This window comes from Polaromonas sp., from assembly GCF_030682935.1.
Classification (GTDB): Bacteria; Pseudomonadota; Gammaproteobacteria; order Burkholderiales; family Burkholderiaceae_C; genus Polaromonas.
Window position 1 is genome coordinate 14,089 of the sequence record NZ_JAUXNA010000232.1, and the last position, 18,987, is coordinate 33,075.

The following is an 18,987-nucleotide window of genomic DNA, read 5'->3' on the forward strand; positions in this document are numbered from 1 at the left end:
GATGGGGCGTATCAGCCTGCAGATCCAAAGCGAACCCGCGCAGTCTTTTTCGGCCAGCTTCGAACTCAAAGGCAGGGCCGAGCGGGGTGAGCTGACGCTGATCAGCCCCCTGGGAAACGTGCTGGGCATCTTGCGCTGGTCTCCGCTTGAGGCCACGCTTGATTCAGGCAACCAGCAGGTCCAGCGCTTTTCCTCGGTCGATGCCCTGATGGCGCAAGCCACGGGCGCGGCAGTTCCGCTGAGCGCGCTATTCGCGTGGCTGCAGGGGGACAACGCCAACGTCAGCGGCTGGTCTGCCGACCTGTCCCGGCACAGCGAAGGCCGCATCTCGGCCAAAAGAGCCGACCCCGCACCGCAGGCCGAGCTTCGCGTCATACTGGACCAATAAGGCCTTGCGCCTTCCCTGCCCTGCCGTTTACGGACTTTCAAATTAAAAGCATGCGCAGCCCTGTCCCTTCTTCACGTTCTCTGCGGCCCCTCAAGGCCCTGTACGACGTACCCGCGCCCGCCAAGCTCAACCTGTTTTTGCACATCACAGGGCGCAGACCCGACGGCTACCATTTGATTCAGTCGGCGTTCATGCTGATCGACTGGTGCGACACGCTGCACTTTGAACTGCGCCGCGACGGTCGCATCAGCCGGAGCGACCTGGGCGATCCACAGCGACCGGGTTCAGGCGCCGCAGAAACGCTGCCAGCCGAGGATCTCACCGTGCGGGCGGCCAAGGCCTTGCAGGCGGCCACCGGCACCACACTGGGCGTTGATATTGGTCTTGAAAAACGTATCCCGTCGCAGGCGGGTATGGGCGGCGGGTCCTCCGACGCAGCGAGTTGCCTGCTGGCACTGCAACGCCTTTGGGGGGTGCGCCTGCCACCCAAAGACCTGTACGCCATCGCCCTGTCACTCGGCGCGGACGTGCCTTTTTTCCTGTCGGGCGGACATGCCTGGGTGGAAGGAATCGGCGAGAAAATCACACCCCTCACGCTGCCGCCAGCCCGCTTCCTGGTGGTCAAAACCCCCGCCGGACTCTCTACCCAAGAGATTTTCAGCACGCCGGGGCTGAAACGCGATACAGAAACTGCTAGAATTCGAGGCTACGCTGCAAATGCAAATGGTCCTATTTTCGAATTTGGCCATAACGACTTGCAGCCGGTAGCCCAGAAGATGTGTCCGCAGATTGGTCAATCGCTCGATTGGCTGAAGGCGCAACACCTTGATGGACGAATGACCGGCTCAGGAAGTGCTGTATTTGCGCAATTGCTGCATGACCTTGATTTTTCGGCCGCCCCCGGCGACTGGATTATCCGCAAGTGCAGTAATTTGGAGTCGCATCCTCTGGCCGGTTGGTAGAATCACCGTTCCTGAAAATGCGCTTTCAAAGTGATGGATTAGATAAAAGTTTATAGGTCGGTTGTTGGTAAGCGGCGTTGACTGGTTTCAATCAGCGCTTCATAAGCAACAATTGTCCTGTGTAGGGGTGTCGCCAAGTTGGTTAAGGCACCGGATTTTGATTCCGGCATTCGCAGGTTCGACTCCTTCCACCCCTGCCAAATTTTCAGACCCGCACTAAGCGGGTTTGCATGAGCTTCAGACCCGCGTAATGCGGGTCTGAGTGTTTATGGAAACACAGGCAAGCGGCACTCACTGCCAAGTCCGCGTTGCAATATGTTTCTTGTGCGTATGTTGCTTCCACAAAAATTTCAGCCACCTTCAAGCTCGACAGCAGCTGGGCCCCACATGCAAACGCACCATCCCGACTTTCTGGTTTTCACCGGCAATGCCAATCCGAGCATGGCCCTGGAGATCGCCCAGCACCTGGGCATTTCCCTGGGCGCCGCCCACGTGGGACGCTTTTCAGACGGTGAAGTCACCGTCGAAATTCAGCAAAACGTCCGGGCCCGTGACGTGTTCGTGGTGCAGTCAACCTGCTCACCGACCAACGACAACCTGATGGAACTGCTCATCATGGTGGACGCGCTCAAACGCGCGTCGGCCGAGCGAATTGCCGCCGTGATTCCGTATTTTGGCTATGCCCGGCAGGACCGCCGCCCACGCTCAGCGCGCGTTCCCATCACGGCCAAGGTGGTGGCCAACATGCTGCAGGCCGTTGGCGTGTCGCGTGTTCTGACGATGGATTTGCATGCCGACCAGATTCAGGGATTTTTTGACATCCCGGTGGACAACATCTACGCGTCGCCGGTATTGCTGGGTGATTTGCGCCAGAAAAATTACACCGACCTCATGGTGGTCTCGCCCGACGTGGGCGGTGTGGTGCGCGCCCGCGCACTGGCCAAGCAGCTCGGTTGCGACATGGCCATCATCGACAAGCGCCGACCCAAGGCCAATGTGTCCGAGGTGATGCACGTGATCGGCGACATCGAAGGCCGCAACTGCGTGATCATGGATGACATGATCGACACGGCTGGCACGCTGGTCAAGGCCGCCGAGGTACTGAAAGAGCGCGGTGCCAAAAAAGTCTACGCGTACTGCACGCACCCGATTTTTTCGGGCCCCGCCATTGACCGCATCACCCAGGGTGAAGCACTCGATGAAGTGGTGATCACCAACACCATTCCGCTGAGCCAGAACGCGCTGGCCTGCAAAAAAATTCGCCAGCTCTCCGTGGCACCACTGATCGCTGAAACCATGCAGCGCATCGCCAAGGGAGAGTCGGTCATGAGTTTGTTCTCGGATCAGGACCATCTGTTCTGATTTGAAGCAGCAAGGTGGCTGCACGGCTCGCAGAATCTGCAGAGCTTGAGCAGCCTTTTTTTGTCGGGGTAAGCTGGTCGCGGCACGCCCCTTTTGGAGAAGATTATGAAATTCGTCGCTTTTGAGCGCGCCATGCAGGGTACGGGTGCGAGCCGCCGTCTCCGCATCACGGGCCGCACGCCCGGTATTGTTTACGGTGGCACCGGTGAAACCACGCTGATCGAGATCGATCACAACGCGTTGTGGCACGCCATCAAGAAGGAAGCGTTCCACGCCTCCATCCTTGAGATGGACCTGGGCGGCACGGCGCACAAGGTTTTGCTGCGTGACCTGCAGATGCACCCTTTCAAACAACAAATTCTGCACATCGACTTCCAGCGCGTCGAAGCCAGGACCCGCATGACCGTGAAAGTGCCTTTGCACTTCAGCGGTGAAGAAGAGTCGCCAGCCGTCAAGACCGAAAACTGCCTGGTCAACCACGTGGTGTCCGAGCTGACGGTTTCCTGCTTCCCTGCAGACATCCCTGAATTCATCGCCGTTGACTTGAGCGGCCTGAAAAAAGGCAGCCCGCTGAGCGTCAAGGACATCACGCTGCCAAAAGACGTGAAGTTTGTCGCCAAGGGCCAGGTCAATCCCGTGCTGGTGTCCGTGACACCGATCGCCGTGGAAGTCGAAGTCGCTCCCGTAGTGGACGCCAAGGACGCCAAAGGCAAGGGCGGCAAACCAGCAGCCAAGCCTGCTGCCAAGAAGTAATTTGCAGCGCGCTGCGTTGGCCCGAAAAGGCCAATCAAGCCCAAGCGGCCCTTGTCCTTTCTGAAGGACAAGGGCCTTTTTTCTTGGTGCTGTGTTCTGCTACGCTAACCCTTCCGGGCTAAGCCTCGCCACACCGGCGTGCCGCCCTCCTCTTCTCATCACATGATCAAACTGTTTGTTGGCTTGGGCAACCCCGGCGCCGAATACGAAGCCACACGCCACAATGCCGGTTTCTGGTGGATTGACGCGCTCTCTCAAGAACTGAAGGTGCCGCTGAGTCTGGACAAGAATTACTTCGGCCAGGTGGGCCGTACCACGCTGAATGGACAAAACGTGTGGCTGCTCAAACCCCTGACCTTCATGAACCTGTCCGGAAAATCGGTGGCCGCGCTGGCGCGTTTTTTCAAGATTGCACCCGGGGAGATTCTGGTTGCGCACGATGAACTCGACATCGTGCCCGGGCAGGCCAAGCTCAAGTTGGGCGGCAGCCATGCGGGCCACAATGGTTTGCGTGACATTCATGCCCAGCTTGGCACGCCGGATTACTGGCGGCTGCGCATCGGCGTCGGGCACCCCGGCGTGAAGTCAGAGGTGATCAGCTGGGTGCTGAAAAAACCTTCGGCCGAACACCGCACGGCGATTGAAGACTGCATCGCGCGTAGCATCAAGGCGGCGCCTGAACTGCTGAAGGGCGACATGGACAAAGCCACGATGCTGATTCATACCAGCCAGCCGCCGCGGCCCAAGCCCCCTCGGCCTGTAGCGGTGCAAGCGGTCCAATCGCCCGCAGCCACGTCAGAACCCTCATCCGCGGCGGGATCAAACCCGGACACCCGTCAGCCGAAATCAGCCTGAATACTTTTTCCACTATGCTTTTGATAGCTGATTGCACCCGCCCTTATTGGGCTGGAGGCCAATTTGGCTAATAATTTAGCGCTCAAGGCGGTCAACAAGCCAAACTAGCGGGACACCACCACCGGCACGATGGATTGCAGGCGATGGTATTTTTCCCAGAGCGTTTCCCGGGTTTCAACATGCTGCGGGTTGACCGGAATGCAGGCAACCGGGCAGACCTGTACGCACTGCGGTTCATCAAAGTGACCGACGCACTCGGTGCACTTGTCCGGGTCAATTTCGTAGATTTCCTTGCCGAGGTAAATCGCCTCGTTCGGGCACTCGGGTTCGCACACGTCGCAGTTGATGCATTCGTCGGTAATCAGCAAAGCCATGGCGTGTTCCTCCTCTCAAGCCTGTAATCTGGGCCGATGCGCTGCTTCCAGCGCGGCGGCCACGGCCGGGCTCACCATCTGGCTGACATCACCGCCGAGCTTGCTGATCTCGCGCACCAGCGTGCTGCTGATGCATTGCAAAGGGGCATCGGGCAGCAAAAAAACGGTCTCCACCTGCGGGCGCAGCTTGCGGTTCATGGCCGCCATTTGGGCCTCGTAATCAAAGTCGGTCAGGTTGCGGATACCCCGCACCACAGCACAGGCAGCCTGCGCAGCGCAAAAATCCATGATCAGGCCATCAAACGGCAGCACCTTCACGCCCGCTATGTTTTCAGTAGCTGCCTGCACCTGTTCCACGCGCGCGTCCAGCGAAAACAGGGTTTTCTTGTGGTGGGCTACCGCCACCGCAATGACGAGCTGGTCAAACAGGCCGGCGGCACGGCGCACCACGTCGTCGTGGCCCAGCGTGAACGGATCGAACGTTCCCGAATAAACAGCAATGCGTGGGGTGGGCGGTGGTGTGATGGGCATGGCAGAATTATGCGCCGGGACGCCGGTCTGCCGCATCGGCACGGGCCATGAACCCACGAGCCGGGCATGGCCGCAGCGCGATCAGGCGACGGGCGCGTCCTGCGGTGAATCCTGGGGCGTGTCGTTTTTTCTCAGCAGATGAAAATGCACGGCGCCCGCCTTGCCGCTGCGGTGTACCTGCAGACCCAGCGGCGCCAACTCCTCATCGAGCCAGGCCCGGGGCGCCTCCAGATAAACCAGCCCCTTGGGCGCGATCGCCTGGGCAGCGGCCTTCAGCGCAGCCTCAAACTGGATGGAGTCAAACGGTGGGTCGAGCAGCACCAGTTGCATGCTGGCCGCGGGCAGGCGCCGCAGCAGGCTCAGGCCGTCACCGCGTTCAATCCTGACCATATCGGCCCGCAGCCGCGCCTGCACGGACTTGAGCTGCAGCACCAGCGCCGGGTCCTGCTCGCACAGCAGCACCTCGGCGGCGCCGCGCGAAGCCGCTTCAAACCCCAGCGCGCCGGTGCCGGCAAACACATCGGCGCAGCGCCAGCCGCTCAGGTCCTGGCCCAGCCAGTTGAAAAGGGTTTCCCGCACGCGATCCGGCGTGGGACGCAGGCCGGGCTTGTTGGGCACCGGCAGCTTGGTGCGCTTGTACTGCCCGCCAATGATGCGGATTTCGCCGGGCGGCTTGAGGTGTGCCGTTCCCTTGGGCTTCACGGTGGGTTTCATCAAGGGCTTGACGGCAGGCTCAGCCTGAGGTTTGAGGGCGGTGTATTTCATAAAGGGGATCCAAGAATCACGGTGACCATTTTGTCGGGTTGTAGTTTGCGCGCAAAAGCCGCCTTGATGTCGGCAGCAGTCACTTTGTCCACCTGCTGGGTCCAGGTGTCGAGGTAGTTGAGTGGCAAATTATTCCACGCGATGCCGGCAATGTTGTCCAGCAGTTTTCGATTGCTGTCGATGCGCAGCGCAAAGCCGCCCATCAGGTTGTCTTTGGCGGCCTGAAGTTCAGCCTCGGTGGGCCCGTTGGCCACAAAGTCGCTCACGATCTGGCGCACCAGCGCCACCGTCTGGGCGGCTTGGTCGGGCCGGGTTTGCAAACCCACCGTGAAGCTGCCGGCATGCAGGCCGGGCGAGAAAGAACTGGAGACGCCGTAGGTCAGGCCGCGTTTTTCGCGCACTTCATGGGACAGCCGCGACACGAAGCCGCCGCCACCCAGAATGTAGTTGCCGACGGTTAATGCGAAATAGTCGGGATCTGCGCGCTTGAAGCCGGGCTGGCCGATCAGCACATGCGCTTGCGCAGCATCGAAGGGGATGCGTTTTTCTTCCGCCTGACTGAGCGGCGCGACTTCGGCCACCTCAGGCAGCGGCGGCAGGCTGGCGCAGGGCACTTGCGGCAGGCGCGACAGCAGGCGCGCCGCCAGGACATCGGCCTGCGCGCGCGTCACGGCGCCCACCATGCTGATGCGGGCGCGGCAGGCCACCACGCCCGCCGCATGCGCCGCCCGCATGTCCGCCACACTGATGCGCGCCAGCGTGGCCTCGGTCATCTCATAGCCATAGGGGTGTGCGCCATACACGGCTTGGGCATAGGCCCGGCCAATCACGCTGGCGGGACGGGTGTAGGACTCCTTGAGTGCCGCCTGCATGCGCTGGCGTTCGCGCCGCCAGATGGGCTCGGGAAAAGATGGCTCGGCCATTTCGCGGGCGGCGAGCGCAACAGCCTTGCCCAGCAAGTCGGGCTCGGTCAACGAACGCAGTGAAAAATTCAGCCGGTCGGCGCTGGCGCCAGCACTAAACTGGGCGCCCAGATCGGCCCAGGCTTCACTGAGCGCATTTTCGTCCAGCGCCGGTGCGCCATTTCTGGCCTGCACGCCCTTTGCCAGCATGCCCGCCATCATGCTGGCCAGACCGGCCTGCCCGGGCGGGTCGCGCCGGCTGCCGGCGTCGAAATCGATCTGCACGTCCAGCATGGCGACGGCCGGGCTCTCGGCCAGGTAGACCTGGGCGCCGCTGGCCTGGGTCCAGTGCTGGATCGGGATTTCGGCGAACGCCAATGAATGAATAAAAAGACCTGTAGCCCCCACCAGCAGGGCACTAGCAGCTATTTTTTTAGTAGCAATTATCATGAAAATAAAATCGTTCGGTTCAGGACCGGACTCAATGCCGGGGCGTGACGGCAGACTGGCGTGGTTTGCTGTTGGGATCCATGGGTTGCGGCAACAAGCTTGCCATGGTCAGCTGGTCATCGCCAAAATATTTAGCGGCCACCGCCTGCACCTCGCCACCCGTGATGGTGCGCAGCTCGGTGATCAGGCGCGCACTGGCATCCAGCGGCAGACCCTGCACCCAGTTGGAGCCGAGTTCCCGCGCCTGGCTGAACACCGAATCGAGCTTGTAGGTTTCGCTGGCCACCCACTGGGTCTTGACGCGGTTGAGCTCCGCCTGGCTGACGCCGTCTTGCGCCACCAGCGCCACCTGCTGGCGCAGCGCCTGGGCCACCTGCTGCGCGGTTTTGCCTTCTGCGGGTACGCCATCGAGCATGAACAGCTGCGGCCCGCGGCCCAGCAAGCCGCTGGAGGCACCTGCGCTGTCGGCGATACGGCCTGCCCCTTGTTTTCCCTGGACCAGCGCGCGCTCCAGCCGGGCGCCGTTGTAGCCGTCCAGCACCGCAGCCAGCACCGTCAGGGCCAGGGCGTCGCGGCTGGCCGGTGCCGTGGCGGATGCGGCGCTGGCGGTGTCCGCGAGGTCGAGCGCCTCCAGCTTGGGCACCTTGAAGGCCAGGGCCACATAGGCCTGGCTGGCGGGGGCCTTGAAATCCAGACGCCGCATGCCGGTTTGCGCAGGCTCGCTGCGCGGTTTGCGCACAGGCACGGGGCGCGCGGCGATGGCGCCGTAGTATTTTTCAGCCAGGGCTCTGACCTGGGCGACGTCCACATCCCCGGCCACCACCAGCGCAGCATTGGCGGGCACATACCAGCGCTGATGGAAGTCGCGCACATCGCCCGGCGTCATGGCGTCCAGGTCACTCATCCAGCCGACGATGGGGCGCCGGTAGGGCGCCGCCACGAAGGTCAGCGCAGTGGCCTGCTCGTACAGCATGGCGCGCGGCGCGTCTTCGGTGCGCAGGCGGCGCTCTTCCTTGACCACCTCGATCTCGCGCTTGAATTCGGCGTCAGGCCACTGGTTGTTGGCGAAGCGGTCGGCCTCCAGCCGCATCACGGTTTCCAGTTTGCTGGCCGGAATTTGCTGGTAGTAGCCAGTGCTGTCGCGGCTGGTGAAGGCGTTTTCACGCCCACCGAGCGCCGCCACCTGCCTGGAAAAATCGCCGGGCTTCACCGCAGGCGTGCCCTTGAACATCATGTGCTCCAGCACGTGCGCCACGCCCGAGGTGCCATCAACTTCGTCCATGGAGCCGACGCGCACCCACAGCATGTGGGCGACGGTGGGCGCACGGTGATCGGGCTTGACAATGACCGTCAGGCCGTTGGCCAGCGTGAACTGATCCACCGGCGCGGCAGCCTGTGCAAAAGCCGCACTGCTGACGCCGACGACCATCGCCGTGGGCAAAATAAAGACTGAAAACAGGGCCAACAAGCACTTGGAAAGGGGGACTGAAAGCTTCAAATGGGCTAGTCTGGGGTGTTTCATAGAATAGTGGACTCTACAAGCATATTTAATGTTCAGTTTTTTCAAGAAAAAATTCGGGTCCGCCCCACCGCCGGTGCCTTCCGCACCGCCTGCAACACCTGCCGTGCAGGCGCCCGGCGAGGCGTCCGGGCCGGCGACTGCCCCTGCGCCGAGCGTCACAGCGCGGAGTCCGGCCAGCAACGCCGGCGGCGCCATGATCGGCAGCGCGCTGGTCACGCCTATTTCCATCCCCGAGGCGAATGCGGTTGTTGACACCGCATTGCCTGACCGCCAGCGCTGGCTCGGCAAGCTACAGGCGGGCCTGCGCAAAACCGGCGCCAGCATTTCCACCGTTTTCACCGGCAGCCGCATTGACGATGCCCTGTACGAGGACCTGGAAACCGCCCTGCTGATGGCCGATACCGGCGTAAAGGCCACGGAGCACCTGCTCACCGAGGTCAAGCGCCGTGTCCAGGCGGGCGGCATGACGCATCCGGTTGCTGTCAAAAATGCGCTGATCGAGGCCATTGCGCAGTTGCTCAAGCCGCTTGAAAAGCCACTGGTGATCGGGCAGTATCAGCCCACCGTGATCATGGTCACAGGCGTCAACGGTGCGGGCAAAACCACGTCCATCGGCAAGCTCACGCGTCACCTGGCCAACGAAGGCGCTTCGGTGCTGCTGGCAGCGGCCGACACCTTCCGCGCCGCCGCGCGCGAGCAGCTCAGTGTCTGGGCCGACCGCAACACGGTCGAGATTGTCAGCCAGGCCGGCGGCGACCCAGCCGCTGTGAGCTTTGACGCCGTGACGGCAGGCAAGGCACGCGGCAAGGACGTGGTGCTGGTCGACACCGCGGGCCGCCTGCCCACGCAACTGCATTTGATGGAAGAGCTGCGCAAGATCAAGCGGGTGGTGCAAAAAGCGGATGCCACTGCGCCGCATGAAATTTTGCTGGTGATTGACGGCAATACCGGCCAGAACGCGCTGGCCCAGGTCAAGGCCTTTGACGACACGCTGCAACTGACGGGCCTGATCGTGACCAAACTCGACGGCACGGCCAAGGGCGGCGTCCTGGCGGCGATTGCACTGTGGGCACGCGAGCGGGCGCTCGCCTCGCCTGATCTGCGCCCGGTGCCGGTTTACTTTATTGGTGTGGGCGAAAAACTGGAAGACCTGGAAACTTTCAACGCACGAGAATTTGCCCAGGCCCTGCTGGCCTGAGGGCCTGAACGGCGCGCTTGCCTTGAAAACCGCCCCCATCACCTCCACTTGGGAGCTTTAAAGGATTGTTGACGTGCCCAGCTTTGTCGGTCGGATTCCCGGTTTTATCTTGAAAGTTGTACTGGGCCTGTTCGCAGCCCTGTTCGCGATCAGCCTGCTGGTGGCGGCGCTGATCGTTTTTATAGTGCTCCTGCTCAAATCACTGATCACGGGCCGCAGACCCGCGGCGTCCATGGTGTTTGGCCGCTTCCAGCGGTTTTCATCCCAGGGCGGCTGGCCAGGCCGCGCCACCCGCGAAGGCCAGCCCAAACCCAATCAAAAACTCAACGCGGGTGATGTCGTCGACGTCGAAGTGCGGGAAGTTCGGGACAACCAGCGCCGGCCCTGAGTTAGGCTCACACAGTCAAGACCGCGCGGGTAATTCGCTTGCCGGACACGCGCCCGGGGCCGCATAGACCTTCAGGGCCTCGCGCAAGCGCTGTAAATCCGGCTCGTTCAGCGTTTCCTTCTCCAGCAGCTCGGCCGCGGCGGCTTCCAGCACCTGACGCCGCTCAGTCAGCAGCGCCACGGTACGTTCGAAGGCGGCGCCAACGATGCTGCGCACCGCAGAGTCGATCTCGCGCGCGGTCTCCTCGCTGAAATTGCGCTCCTTCAGCGACAGTCCGGTCTCGCCCAGAAAAGACTGGCGCTCTTCCTCATACACCACGTTGCCCAGCTTCTCGTGCATGCCGTAGCGCATGACAATGGCCCGCGCGATCGAAGTCACTTTCTGCAGGTCGTCCGAAGCGCCGGTAGACACTTCCCCGAACACAATGTGCTCCGCGGCGCGGCCGCCGAGCAGCATCTGCATCTTGTTCTCCAGTTCCTGGCGTGTCATCAGGAAGCGGTCCTCGGTGGGCCGCTGGATGGTGTAACCGAGGGCGCCGATGCCGCGCGGGATGATCGAGACCTTGTGCACGACATCGATCCCGGGCAGCGACAGCGCCACCAGCGCGTGGCCCATTTCGTGGTGGGCCACGACCCGCCGCTCGTGCGGGTTGAGCAGGCGATTCCTCTTCTCCAGGCCCGTCACAATGCGCTCGAACGCGACCGTGAAGTCATCCAGCGTCACCGCCTCGGCGCGCCGGCGGGTGGCGGCCAGCGCCGCCTCGTTGCACAGGTTCGCCAGGTCGGCGCCTGAAAAGCCGGGCGTGAGTTCGGCCACCTGCTCCAGGGCCACACCGCCTGCGAGCTTGATCTTGCGCGTATGGACCTTGAGGATGGCGATTCGCCCGATCCGGTCGGGCCGGTCGACCAGCACCTGGCGATCGAAGCGGCCGGCGCGCAGCAAGGCTGCGTCCAGCACTTCGGGTCGGTTGGTGGCGGCCAGCAGCACCAGGCCCGAGCTGGGGTCGAAGCCATCCATCTCCGCCAGCAACTGGTTGAGCGTCTGCTCCTTCTCGTCGTTGCCGCCCAGGCCTGGCGCGCCACGCGCACGGCCCAGCGAGTCGAGTTCGTCGATGAAAATGATGGCCGGCGCCTGCTGGCGGGCCTGCTCGAACAGGTCGCGCACCCTGGCGGCACCGACGCCGACAAACATTTCCACGAACTGCGAGCCGGAGATGGAGAAAAACGGCACGCCCGCCTCGCTTGCCACCGCACGCGCCAGCATGGTCTTGCCGGTGCCGGGCGGGCCCACCAGCAGGATGCCGCGCGGCATGCGCCCGCCGAGGCGGCCGTACCCCTGGGGGTCTTTAAGGAAGCCGATGACTTCCTGTAACTCGGCCTTGGCTTCGTCGACACCCGCCACGTCGTCGAAGCTGACCTTGGTGTCGGTCTCGACGTAAATCTTGGCCTTGCTCTTGCCAATCGACAGAAAGCCGCCGCCCAGGCCCTGCTTCTCGCCGAACTTGCGCATCGCGAACATCCAGATGCCCACGAACACCAGGGCCGGAAGCACCCACGACAGCAGGTCGCGCATGAAGGTGCTCTCGATCACGCCGTTGAACTTGACGTCGTACTGGGCAAGATCCCTGGCCAGCGCGGGATCAACCCGCGTCGTGACGAAGGCCTTCTTGCCGTCCTGCAGCGCCTGCTTCAGCGTGCCGCTGATGTGGCTGTCGGTGATCGAGAGGTCCGCGATCTGTCCCTCTTTGAGCAAGGCCTGGAACTGGCTGTAGGGGATGGGTTCGACCGCTCGCCACTGCACATACAGGCCATGCAGGAACTGAATGGCGATCAAGGCCAGAAGGACGTACCAGAGGCTGAACTGGGTGCGCTTTTCCATGATTCATTCCGCCGAACAAGCGGGCTGGGCAGGACAGGTCACCGGCTGCAGGTCAAGCGAAAGGGACATGGCCCCGCCATTGGCAGCCGAAGTGACGCTGAACCCGAGCCCGCGCGCCAACGCGGCCATGGCGTCGTTCTGGCGCAGGCACTCACCAACGAGCACACCGGTCCCCCGGCTTTTCAGGTAGCGGATCATCTTGGCCAACAGCGCCCGCCCCAGCCCCCGGCCCTTCAGGTCAGAGCGCACCATGATCGCGAACTCGGCGCGAAGGTTGTCGGGATCGGTGCTCGCCCGCACCTCGCCGAGCATGCCGGCCTCGCCGCTGGCCTCGGGCGCTACCGCGATAAAAGTCATTTCGCGTTCATAGTCGATCTGGCTGAAGCGGGCGAGTTCGGAATGCGCGAACTCGCGCCTCGCCATGAAGAAGCGCGTGCGCAGGTCTTCCGGCTCGGCAGCCGCAAAGAACGCCCTGAGACGGGGCTCATCCTCGGGCCGGATCGGTCGCACCAGCACACTGCGTCCGCCGAAGTCGATCCGTTCTTCGAACTCCGCGGGATACGGCCGGATGGCCAGCCGCTGCGCACCGGCGCTGCGCGCCGGCACCACCTTCACGCGGGCGTCCAGCGCGACCACGCCCTGGTCGTCCGCCAGCAGCGGGTTGATGTCGAGTTCAACCACCTCCGGGCAGTCGCAAATCAGCTGCGACACCTTCAGCAGGACCAGATCAAGCGCCTCGTGATCGATGGCGACACGGTCACGGTAGCCGGCAAGAAGCCTGGACACCCGGGTGTGCGAGACCAGATCGCGCGCCAGCGCCATGTTCAGTGGCGGCAAGGCCACCGCGCGGTCGCCGATCACCTCCACCGCGACGCCGCCCTGGCCGAACAGGATCACCGGTCCGAAGATCGGGTCGGTCGAGGCGCCGACGATCAGCTCATGCGCATGCGGACGCCGCACCATTGCCTGCACGGTAAAACCCGCCAGCGTGGCATCGGGGCGCAGCTCACCCACTCGTTGCAGCATGCCTTGGGCCGCCAGCGCCACCTCCTGCGTGGTCTCCAGTTTGAGCGCCACGCCCCCGACGTCGGACTTGTGCGAGATGTCCGGCGAGAGGATCTTGAGCACGACCGGAAAGCCGATGGCTGTGGCCGCGCGCTCGGCATCCAGCGCATTGGCCACGACGCGAGTCTCGACCACCGGGATGTCATAGGCCGCCAGCAAGGCCTTGCTCTCGGGCTCGTTCAGCAGGTCGCGTCCGTCGGCGAGCACGGCCTTGATGATCCGGCGCGCCGCCGCGAGGTCGGGTACGAACCCCTGCGGTATGGAGGGCGGCGTCTGCATCAGCATCGTCTGGTTGCGGTGAAAATCGGCCAGCTGAAGAAACCCGCCCACCGCCTGCTCCGGGGAGTCGTAAGAAGGAATGCCGGCCCCGGCAAAAATACTGCGCGCCGGCATGACCGCGTCACCGCCCAGCCAGCAGCCCAGCACCGGCTGCGCGGCCGCTTGCATCAGCGGCACGCAGGCGCTGGCGATCTGTGCGCTCGGCACGATGGCGGTGGGCGCGTGCATGAACAGCACGGCATCCGCGCCCGGATCGGCTAGCAGTATCTTTAGGGTTCGCAGATAGCGCTCGACCGGTGCGTCGCCGATGATGTCGACCGGGTTGCCCCGGGACCATGTGGGCGGCAGGAATTCCTGAAGTTGATGCATCGATTCGCTGGACAGGTCCGTCAGCACGCCGCCGCCCAGCGCCAGCGCATCGGCCGCCAGCACGGCTGCGCCACCGCCATTGGTCATGATGGCCAGCCGCTCGCCCTTGAATGGCCGTGCGCGCGCCAGCGTCTCCGCCGCCGCAAACAAATCGGTCAGCGTCGCCACGCGCAGCATGCCGGCCCGGCGCACGGCGGCATCAAATACCGCATCCGAGCCTGCGAGCGCCCCGGTGTGCGATGCGGCGGCCTTGACGCCCGCGGGTGCGCGTCCGGCCTTGACCAGCAGCACCGGTTTGTTGCGCGCCGCGGCACGCGCCGCGGACATGAACTTGCGCGCCGCCTGAACCGACTCCATGTACATCAGGATGGCGCGTGTGCTGGGGTCGCTGCCCAGGTAGTCCAGCACGTCGCCAAAGTCGACGTCGGCGCTGTCACCGAGCGAAATGAAGTGCGAAAACCCGATATCGCGCGACTTGGCCCAGTCCAGCAGCGCCGTGGTGAGCGCCCCGGATTGCGAGACGAATGCGAGCTTGCCAGGAAGCGCCGAGGTGTGGGCGAAGCTGGCATTGAGCCCGCAGCCGGGCACCAGAAGGCCGACGCAGTTAGGCCCCAGGATGCGCAGCAGATGCGGTTTCGCGGCATCCAGCATGGCCTGCTGCAGGCTGGGCTCGCCGGGCCCATTGACGGCCGAAAGGCCGGCGGTGATCACCACGGCCGCTCGCGTTCCGCAGCGGCCGAGTTCGGCGATGATCCCCGGCACCGTGTGCGCCGGTGTGCAGATCACGGCTAGGTCCGGCGGCTGCGGCAGGCTGGCCACATCGCGAAAAGCCGGCCGACCCGCCACGCTGCCGTGCTTGGGGTTGACCGGCCAGATCGGTCCGGCAAAGCCGCCTTCCAGCAGGTTGCGCATCACGGTCGCCCCAATGCTCTGCGGCCGGTCGGAGGCACCGATCACGGCGACCGACCTGGGCCGAAACAGGTATTCAAGGTTGCGCACACTCATGACGGCCTTCCTGACGGGGATGAACACTTATCCACACATGAATTGAATGGGCTCGCGTACGGAACAGCGCCGAGCCCTTTGTACCTGACGGGTGAAGCTGCGGGCATCAGCGGCGATCAACGACAGGCCGCTCCTTGTCCAGCAGCCTGCCCAGCAGATCCATCGGCAGCGGAAACACGATCGTCGAGGCCCTGTCACCGGCCACCTGCGTCATGGTCTGCAGGTAGCGCAGCTGCATGGCTTCGGGCTGCTGCGCCAGCATTTGCGCGGCCTCCAGGAGCGCCACCGCCGCCTGCTTTTCACCCTCGGCATGAATGACCTTGGCGCGGCGCTCGCGCTCGGCTTCGGCTTGGCGCGCGATGGCGCGCACCATCGATTCGTTCAGGTCGATGTGCTTGATCTCGACGTTGGTGACCTTGATGCCCCAGGCGTCGGTCTGTGAGTCGAGGATCTGCTGCACGTCCAGGTTCAGCCGCTCGCGTTCGGCCAGCATCTCGTCAAGCTCATGCTTGCCGAGCACCACGCGCAAGGTGGTCTGAGCGATCTGGCTGGTGGCCATCAGGTAGTCCTCGACCTGGATGATCGCCTTCTGCGGATCGACCACGCGGAAGAACACCACCGCGTTGACCTTGACCGAGACGTTGTCGCGCGAGATCACGTCCTGCGGCTCGACGTCCATCGTCACGATGCGCAGGTCCACCCGCACCATCTGCTGGATGCCGGGGATGACGAGCACCAGCCCCGGGCCCTTGACCTTCCAGAAACGGCCAAGCTGGAACACCACACCGCGCTGGTATTCGCGCAGCACGCGCAGCGAGCTGAAGGCGAGGATCAGCAGCAGTGGCAGCAACACGCCGCCGAGGCCCAGGTTGAAGTCGAAAATCATGATGAAGTTCCTTTCGGGGTTGGATCGCTATCGGAGTCTTCGAGGCACACGTCCAGCGTCAGGCCGCGCAGCGCGAGCACGCGCACCCGCTGCCCCGGCGCCAGGGCATCGGGGCAGCGCACCTTCCAGCGTTCGCCATGGACCAGGGCCCAGGCAACACCGTTGTCCACCGCCAGCACTTCGCCCACCGCGCCTGTCATTTCCTCACGCCCGCTGACCACCGGGCGGCGGCGCGCCCGCAGGGCCATTCCGCCACCCAGCAAAACCACTGCGGCAGAACTGGCCGCCAGGCCGAAGATCAGCGACAAGGGCACGCCAAAGCCCGGAATGTCGCGGTCGAACAGCAACAGGCCGCCAGCGATGAATGCGATGACGCCACCGACGCCGAGCACGCCAAAGGCGGGTGTCAGGATTTCGGCTGCGAGCAGGGCCATGCCAAGCAGGATCAACGCCAGCCCCGCGTAGTTGACCGGCAACATCTGCAGCGCATACAGCGCCAGCAACAAACAAATGGCACCGGTCACCCCCGCCACGCCAAAACCCGGCGACGAGAACTCGAACATCAGACCGTAGATGCCAATCATCATCAGGACCAGCGCAAAGCTGGGGTTGGCAATCACCGACAGCAGTTGCTGCCGCCAATCGGGCAGCACGGCCTCGACGCTCAGGCCGCGTGTGGCCAGCTTGACATCGGCGCCTTGCACACGCACCGTGCGACCATCGATTTGCGCCAGCAGATCGGGCACATCCCTGGCGAGCACGTCGATCACCTTGTCGCGCAGCGCCTCGCTGGCCGTGAGACTGACCGCCTCGCGCACCGCGCGCTCGGCCCATTCGGCATTGCGCCCGCGCAGTTGCGCCAGTCCACGGATAAAGGCAGACGCATCGTGCACCTGCTTGGCAGTCATGGCGTCGGTCGGCGCCATCGGCGGTGCACCCTGTTTTGATTCGTCCTTCTTTGCCTCGCCCCCGCCAGGCCTGTCACCCTTGTCATTCACCGGCGGGTTGCGCTCGACGCCCGGCAGGCCGATGGCGACCGGCGTGGCGGCGCCGAGCGTGGTGGCTGGCGCCATGGCGGCGATGTGCGCCGCGTACAAAATGTAGGTGCCCGCGCTGGCCGCGCGGGCACCCTCGGGGCTGACGTACACGGCCACCGGTACCGGGGACGCCAAAATGGCCTGGATGATCTGTCGCATCGACGTATCCAGCCCACCCGGCGTGTCCAGCCTGATCACCACCAGGGGAGCCCCCGCCTCCTTCGCCTTGGCAATGCCGCGGATCATGTAGGCCGCGCTGGCGGGGCCGATCGCCCCTTGCACCTCCAGCAAAAGGACAGGCGCTGCACGGGCCACGAATGCGGCCAAGCCCAGCAGGATCGCAGTGACCAGTGCGCGCACCCATGCGGCGCGCAGCGGCCTTGCGAGCGCAGTTCCATTCGTCATCGCGACACCACCTGCTCACGTTGTTTAAAAAGCCAGCTCCGAGCCTTGAGCAGATGCAGTTGGGCCGCCCCAACCACCACAGTCGCCGGCACTCCCTGTGCGGCGGGGGACCTGTCGATCGGCAGCAACACGGTGTTCATGGGCTCGCCTTTCCATCATTGAATGTGTTTATGAATCGGCGCGGAGCCGACAGAAACTGCGTACGCCTTGTGAACGCAGTGCTGAAGCTGCGCGAACCCGCCAAGAACTGCCGGGCACGCTTCCGACCGCTCACTGTCATGATCATCGCCAAAACTGGATTCGCATTTGACGAGGATCAATCCAACCCGAAACCGCGCCTGACCTGCTGACCGGCCCCATTCGGGCGGGTTCGGCCATTTTCCGTACACGATATATCAAATTCAATTAATGACCAACAAGCTTCCCTGGTTCACCGAATCTTCTGCCGACCGCTTCAACGATATTCGTGACACCTCGCTTGCCAAGCTGGTGCGCGAGGCCTTGCTGGCGCTGATAGCCCACCACGTGGGCGATGCCTGCACGCGCCTGCCTGACGCGGAGCCGCCCAAGACTGAATAGCACCTGAATAAAAACAGCCCGAAAAACCTTCGGACGGTGGCATGAGTTCGGACCGCGCCACGGCTCTCCACGGCGAGGCAGGTTAATGCCTCAACGAGGGATCAACCCCGGGCCTGCTTTCAGGCTGCCAAATCGCTGGCCTGCAAATCCCCTGCAATCAGCCTGAACTGCTCCAGCGCGGCTTCCAGGTCGTCGACGATTTCCTGGGCAATCACGTCGGGCGGCGGCAGGTTGTCGCTGTCGGCCAGGCTGTCATCCTTGAGCCAGAAAATATCCAGACTGGCCTTGTCGCGGGCGATCAGCTCGCTGTAGTCGTAGACACGCCAGCGACCTTCCGGGTTATCGGCTGACCAGGTGGCCTTGCGCTCCTGCCGATTGGCCGGGTTGTACGGCTTCACCAACTCTTCCAGGTGCTCGCGCCGGAGCGGGTTGGTCTTGAGCGTGAAGTGCTGGTTGGTGCGCAGATCGTAAATCCACAGCTTCCTGGTCCACGGCGTTTCCGACGCGGGCTTGCGCTCAAAGAACAGCACGTTGGCTTTCACGCCCTGCGCGTAAAACAGGCCGGTAGGCAGGCGCAGCAGGGTGTGCACATCGCACTCGTGCAGCAGCTTCTTGCGGATGGTCTCGCCGGCGCCGCCTTCAAACAGCACGTTGTCGGGCAGCACCACCGCCGCGCGGCCATGCTGCTTGAGCAGCGTCTTGATGTGCTGCACAAAGTTGAGCTGCTTGTTCGACGTGCTGGCCCAGAAGTCGTCGCGCTCGATCACGTCTTTCTCGGTACTCACCTTGCCTTCGGCCCCGGTGATCATGGTGCTGCTCTTCTTGCCAAAAGGCGGATTCGCCAGCACCACGTCAAAGCGCTCGCCGGGGTCGGCGGCCAGCGCGTCGGCCACCACGATGGGCACCGACTTGTCGGAGCCAATGCCGTGCAGCATCATGTTCATGGCGGCCAGGCGCGCGGTGCTTTGCACCAGCTCCCAGCCGCGCAAGGCGGACTCTTTCAGGTGCTTTTTCTGCTCGCGCGTCAGGTTGGG

Annotated in this window: 19 protein-coding genes and 1 tRNA gene; 9 read left to right on the forward strand and 11 right to left on the reverse strand. The window is 63.6% G+C overall.

The window, feature by feature from the left end:
• The first annotated feature begins 1 nt into the window (after position 1).
• From Q8K05_RS10655 to pth, 6 genes are all read left to right on the forward strand, one after another.
• Entirely contained in the window at positions 2 to 388 is a 387-nt protein-coding gene (locus Q8K05_RS10655) for an outer membrane lipoprotein LolB (RefSeq protein WP_305246590.1), read from the forward strand.
• Positions 389 to 438: 50 nt separating this feature from the next.
• Positions 439 to 1,350 carry a 4-(cytidine 5'-diphospho)-2-C-methyl-D-erythritol kinase gene (ispE, locus tag Q8K05_RS10660; protein WP_305246591.1) on the forward strand — a complete coding sequence of 304 codons (912 nt, stop codon included), beginning with the start codon at positions 439 to 441 and terminating at the stop codon, positions 1,348 to 1,350.
• Between the two features lie 123 nt (positions 1,351 to 1,473).
• Positions 1,474 to 1,550 (forward strand) — tRNA-Gln (locus tag Q8K05_RS10665).
• 187 nt (positions 1,551 to 1,737) lie between these two features.
• Positions 1,738 to 2,712, forward strand: a complete 975-nt coding sequence (locus Q8K05_RS10670) for a ribose-phosphate pyrophosphokinase (RefSeq protein WP_305246592.1) — start codon at positions 1,738 to 1,740, stop codon at positions 2,710 to 2,712.
• A gap of 105 nt (positions 2,713 to 2,817) precedes the next feature.
• Positions 2,818 to 3,465 carry a 50S ribosomal protein L25/general stress protein Ctc gene (locus Q8K05_RS10675; RefSeq protein ID WP_305246593.1) on the forward strand — a complete coding sequence of 216 codons (648 nt, stop codon included), beginning with the start codon at positions 2,818 to 2,820 and terminating at the stop codon, positions 3,463 to 3,465.
• A gap of 162 nt (positions 3,466 to 3,627) precedes the next feature.
• Positions 3,628 to 4,320: an aminoacyl-tRNA hydrolase gene (pth, locus tag Q8K05_RS10680; protein ID WP_305246594.1), complete on the forward strand. Its 693-nt coding sequence runs from the start codon at positions 3,628 to 3,630 to the stop codon at positions 4,318 to 4,320.
• A 104-nt stretch (positions 4,321 to 4,424) separates the two neighbouring features.
• On the opposite strand, the gene Q8K05_RS10685 is transcribed toward pth, so the two are convergent.
• The 5 genes from Q8K05_RS10685 to Q8K05_RS10705 all read right to left on the reverse strand — a co-directional run bounded on the left by Q8K05_RS10685 (position 4,425) and on the right by Q8K05_RS10705 (position 8,771).
• Positions 4,425 to 4,694: a YfhL family 4Fe-4S dicluster ferredoxin gene (locus Q8K05_RS10685; protein ID WP_305246595.1), complete on the reverse strand. Its 270-nt coding sequence runs from the start codon at positions 4,692 to 4,694 to the stop codon at positions 4,425 to 4,427.
• A gap of 15 nt (positions 4,695 to 4,709) precedes the next feature.
• Entirely contained in the window at positions 4,710 to 5,225 is a 516-nt protein-coding gene (coaD, locus tag Q8K05_RS10690) for a pantetheine-phosphate adenylyltransferase (RefSeq protein WP_305246596.1), read from the reverse strand.
• 81 nt (positions 5,226 to 5,306) lie between these two features.
• Complete coding sequence (gene rsmD / locus Q8K05_RS10695; RefSeq protein ID WP_370868831.1) at positions 5,307 to 5,990, reverse strand: 16S rRNA (guanine(966)-N(2))-methyltransferase RsmD; 684 nt, start codon at positions 5,988 to 5,990, stop codon at positions 5,307 to 5,309.
• Complete coding sequence (locus Q8K05_RS10700; RefSeq protein WP_305246597.1) at positions 5,987 to 7,342, reverse strand: pitrilysin family protein; 1,356 nt, start codon at positions 7,340 to 7,342, stop codon at positions 5,987 to 5,989. Before Q8K05_RS10700 ends, rsmD begins: the two co-directional genes overlap by 4 nt.
• 31 nt (positions 7,343 to 7,373) lie before the next feature.
• Positions 7,374 to 8,771, reverse strand: a complete 1,398-nt coding sequence (locus Q8K05_RS10705) for a pitrilysin family protein (protein ID WP_305246608.1) — start codon at positions 8,769 to 8,771, stop codon at positions 7,374 to 7,376.
• 121 nt (positions 8,772 to 8,892) lie between these two features.
• On the opposite strand from Q8K05_RS10705, the gene ftsY reads away from it, so the two are divergent.
• Together ftsY and Q8K05_RS10715 are read left to right on the forward strand one after the other, a co-directional pair.
• On the forward strand, positions 8,893 to 10,062 hold the full coding sequence (ftsY, locus tag Q8K05_RS10710; protein WP_305246598.1) for a signal recognition particle-docking protein FtsY: 1,170 nt from the start codon (positions 8,893 to 8,895) through the stop codon (positions 10,060 to 10,062).
• A 73-nt stretch (positions 10,063 to 10,135) separates the two neighbouring features.
• Positions 10,136 to 10,450, forward strand: coding sequence for a hypothetical protein (locus Q8K05_RS10715; RefSeq protein ID WP_305246599.1), 315 nt, complete (start codon positions 10,136 to 10,138; stop codon positions 10,448 to 10,450).
• A gap of 15 nt (positions 10,451 to 10,465) precedes the next feature.
• On the opposite strand, the gene ftsH is transcribed toward Q8K05_RS10715, so the two are convergent.
• The 5 genes from ftsH to Q8K05_RS10740 all read right to left on the reverse strand — a co-directional run bounded on the left by ftsH (position 10,466) and on the right by Q8K05_RS10740 (position 17,514).
• A complete protein-coding gene (gene ftsH, locus Q8K05_RS10720) occupies positions 10,466 to 12,328 on the reverse strand; it encodes an ATP-dependent zinc metalloprotease FtsH (RefSeq protein ID WP_305246600.1) in 1,863 nt (620 codons plus the stop codon).
• Between the two features lie 3 nt (positions 12,329 to 12,331).
• The gene (locus Q8K05_RS10725) at positions 12,332 to 15,046 is read right to left on the reverse strand and encodes a bifunctional acetate--CoA ligase family protein/GNAT family N-acetyltransferase (protein ID WP_305246601.1); all 2,715 of its coding nucleotides are present in this window, start codon (positions 15,044 to 15,046) and stop codon (positions 12,332 to 12,334) included.
• A gap of 106 nt (positions 15,047 to 15,152) precedes the next feature.
• On the reverse strand, positions 15,153 to 15,932 hold the full coding sequence (locus Q8K05_RS10730) for a slipin family protein (RefSeq protein ID WP_305246602.1): 780 nt from the start codon (positions 15,930 to 15,932) through the stop codon (positions 15,153 to 15,155).
• Entirely contained in the window at positions 15,929 to 17,374 is a 1,446-nt protein-coding gene (locus Q8K05_RS10735; protein WP_305246603.1) for a nodulation protein NfeD, read from the reverse strand. The genes Q8K05_RS10730 and Q8K05_RS10735 overlap by 4 nt, the downstream gene beginning before the upstream one ends.
• Entirely contained in the window at positions 17,371 to 17,514 is a 144-nt protein-coding gene (locus tag Q8K05_RS10740) for a hypothetical protein (protein ID WP_157648713.1), read from the reverse strand. The genes Q8K05_RS10735 and Q8K05_RS10740 overlap by 4 nt, the downstream gene beginning before the upstream one ends.
• Positions 17,515 to 17,782: 268 nt before the next feature.
• Here Q8K05_RS10740 and Q8K05_RS10745 point away from each other — a divergent pair, with 268 nt between their 5' ends.
• Positions 17,783 to 17,953, forward strand: a complete 171-nt coding sequence (locus Q8K05_RS10745) for a hypothetical protein (protein WP_305246604.1) — start codon at positions 17,783 to 17,785, stop codon at positions 17,951 to 17,953.
• A gap of 119 nt (positions 17,954 to 18,072) precedes the next feature.
• Here the strand turns inward: Q8K05_RS10745 and Q8K05_RS10750 are convergent.
• On the reverse strand, positions 18,073 to 18,987 hold a 915-nt coding region (locus Q8K05_RS10750; protein WP_305246605.1), incomplete at its 5' end, for a class I SAM-dependent DNA methyltransferase.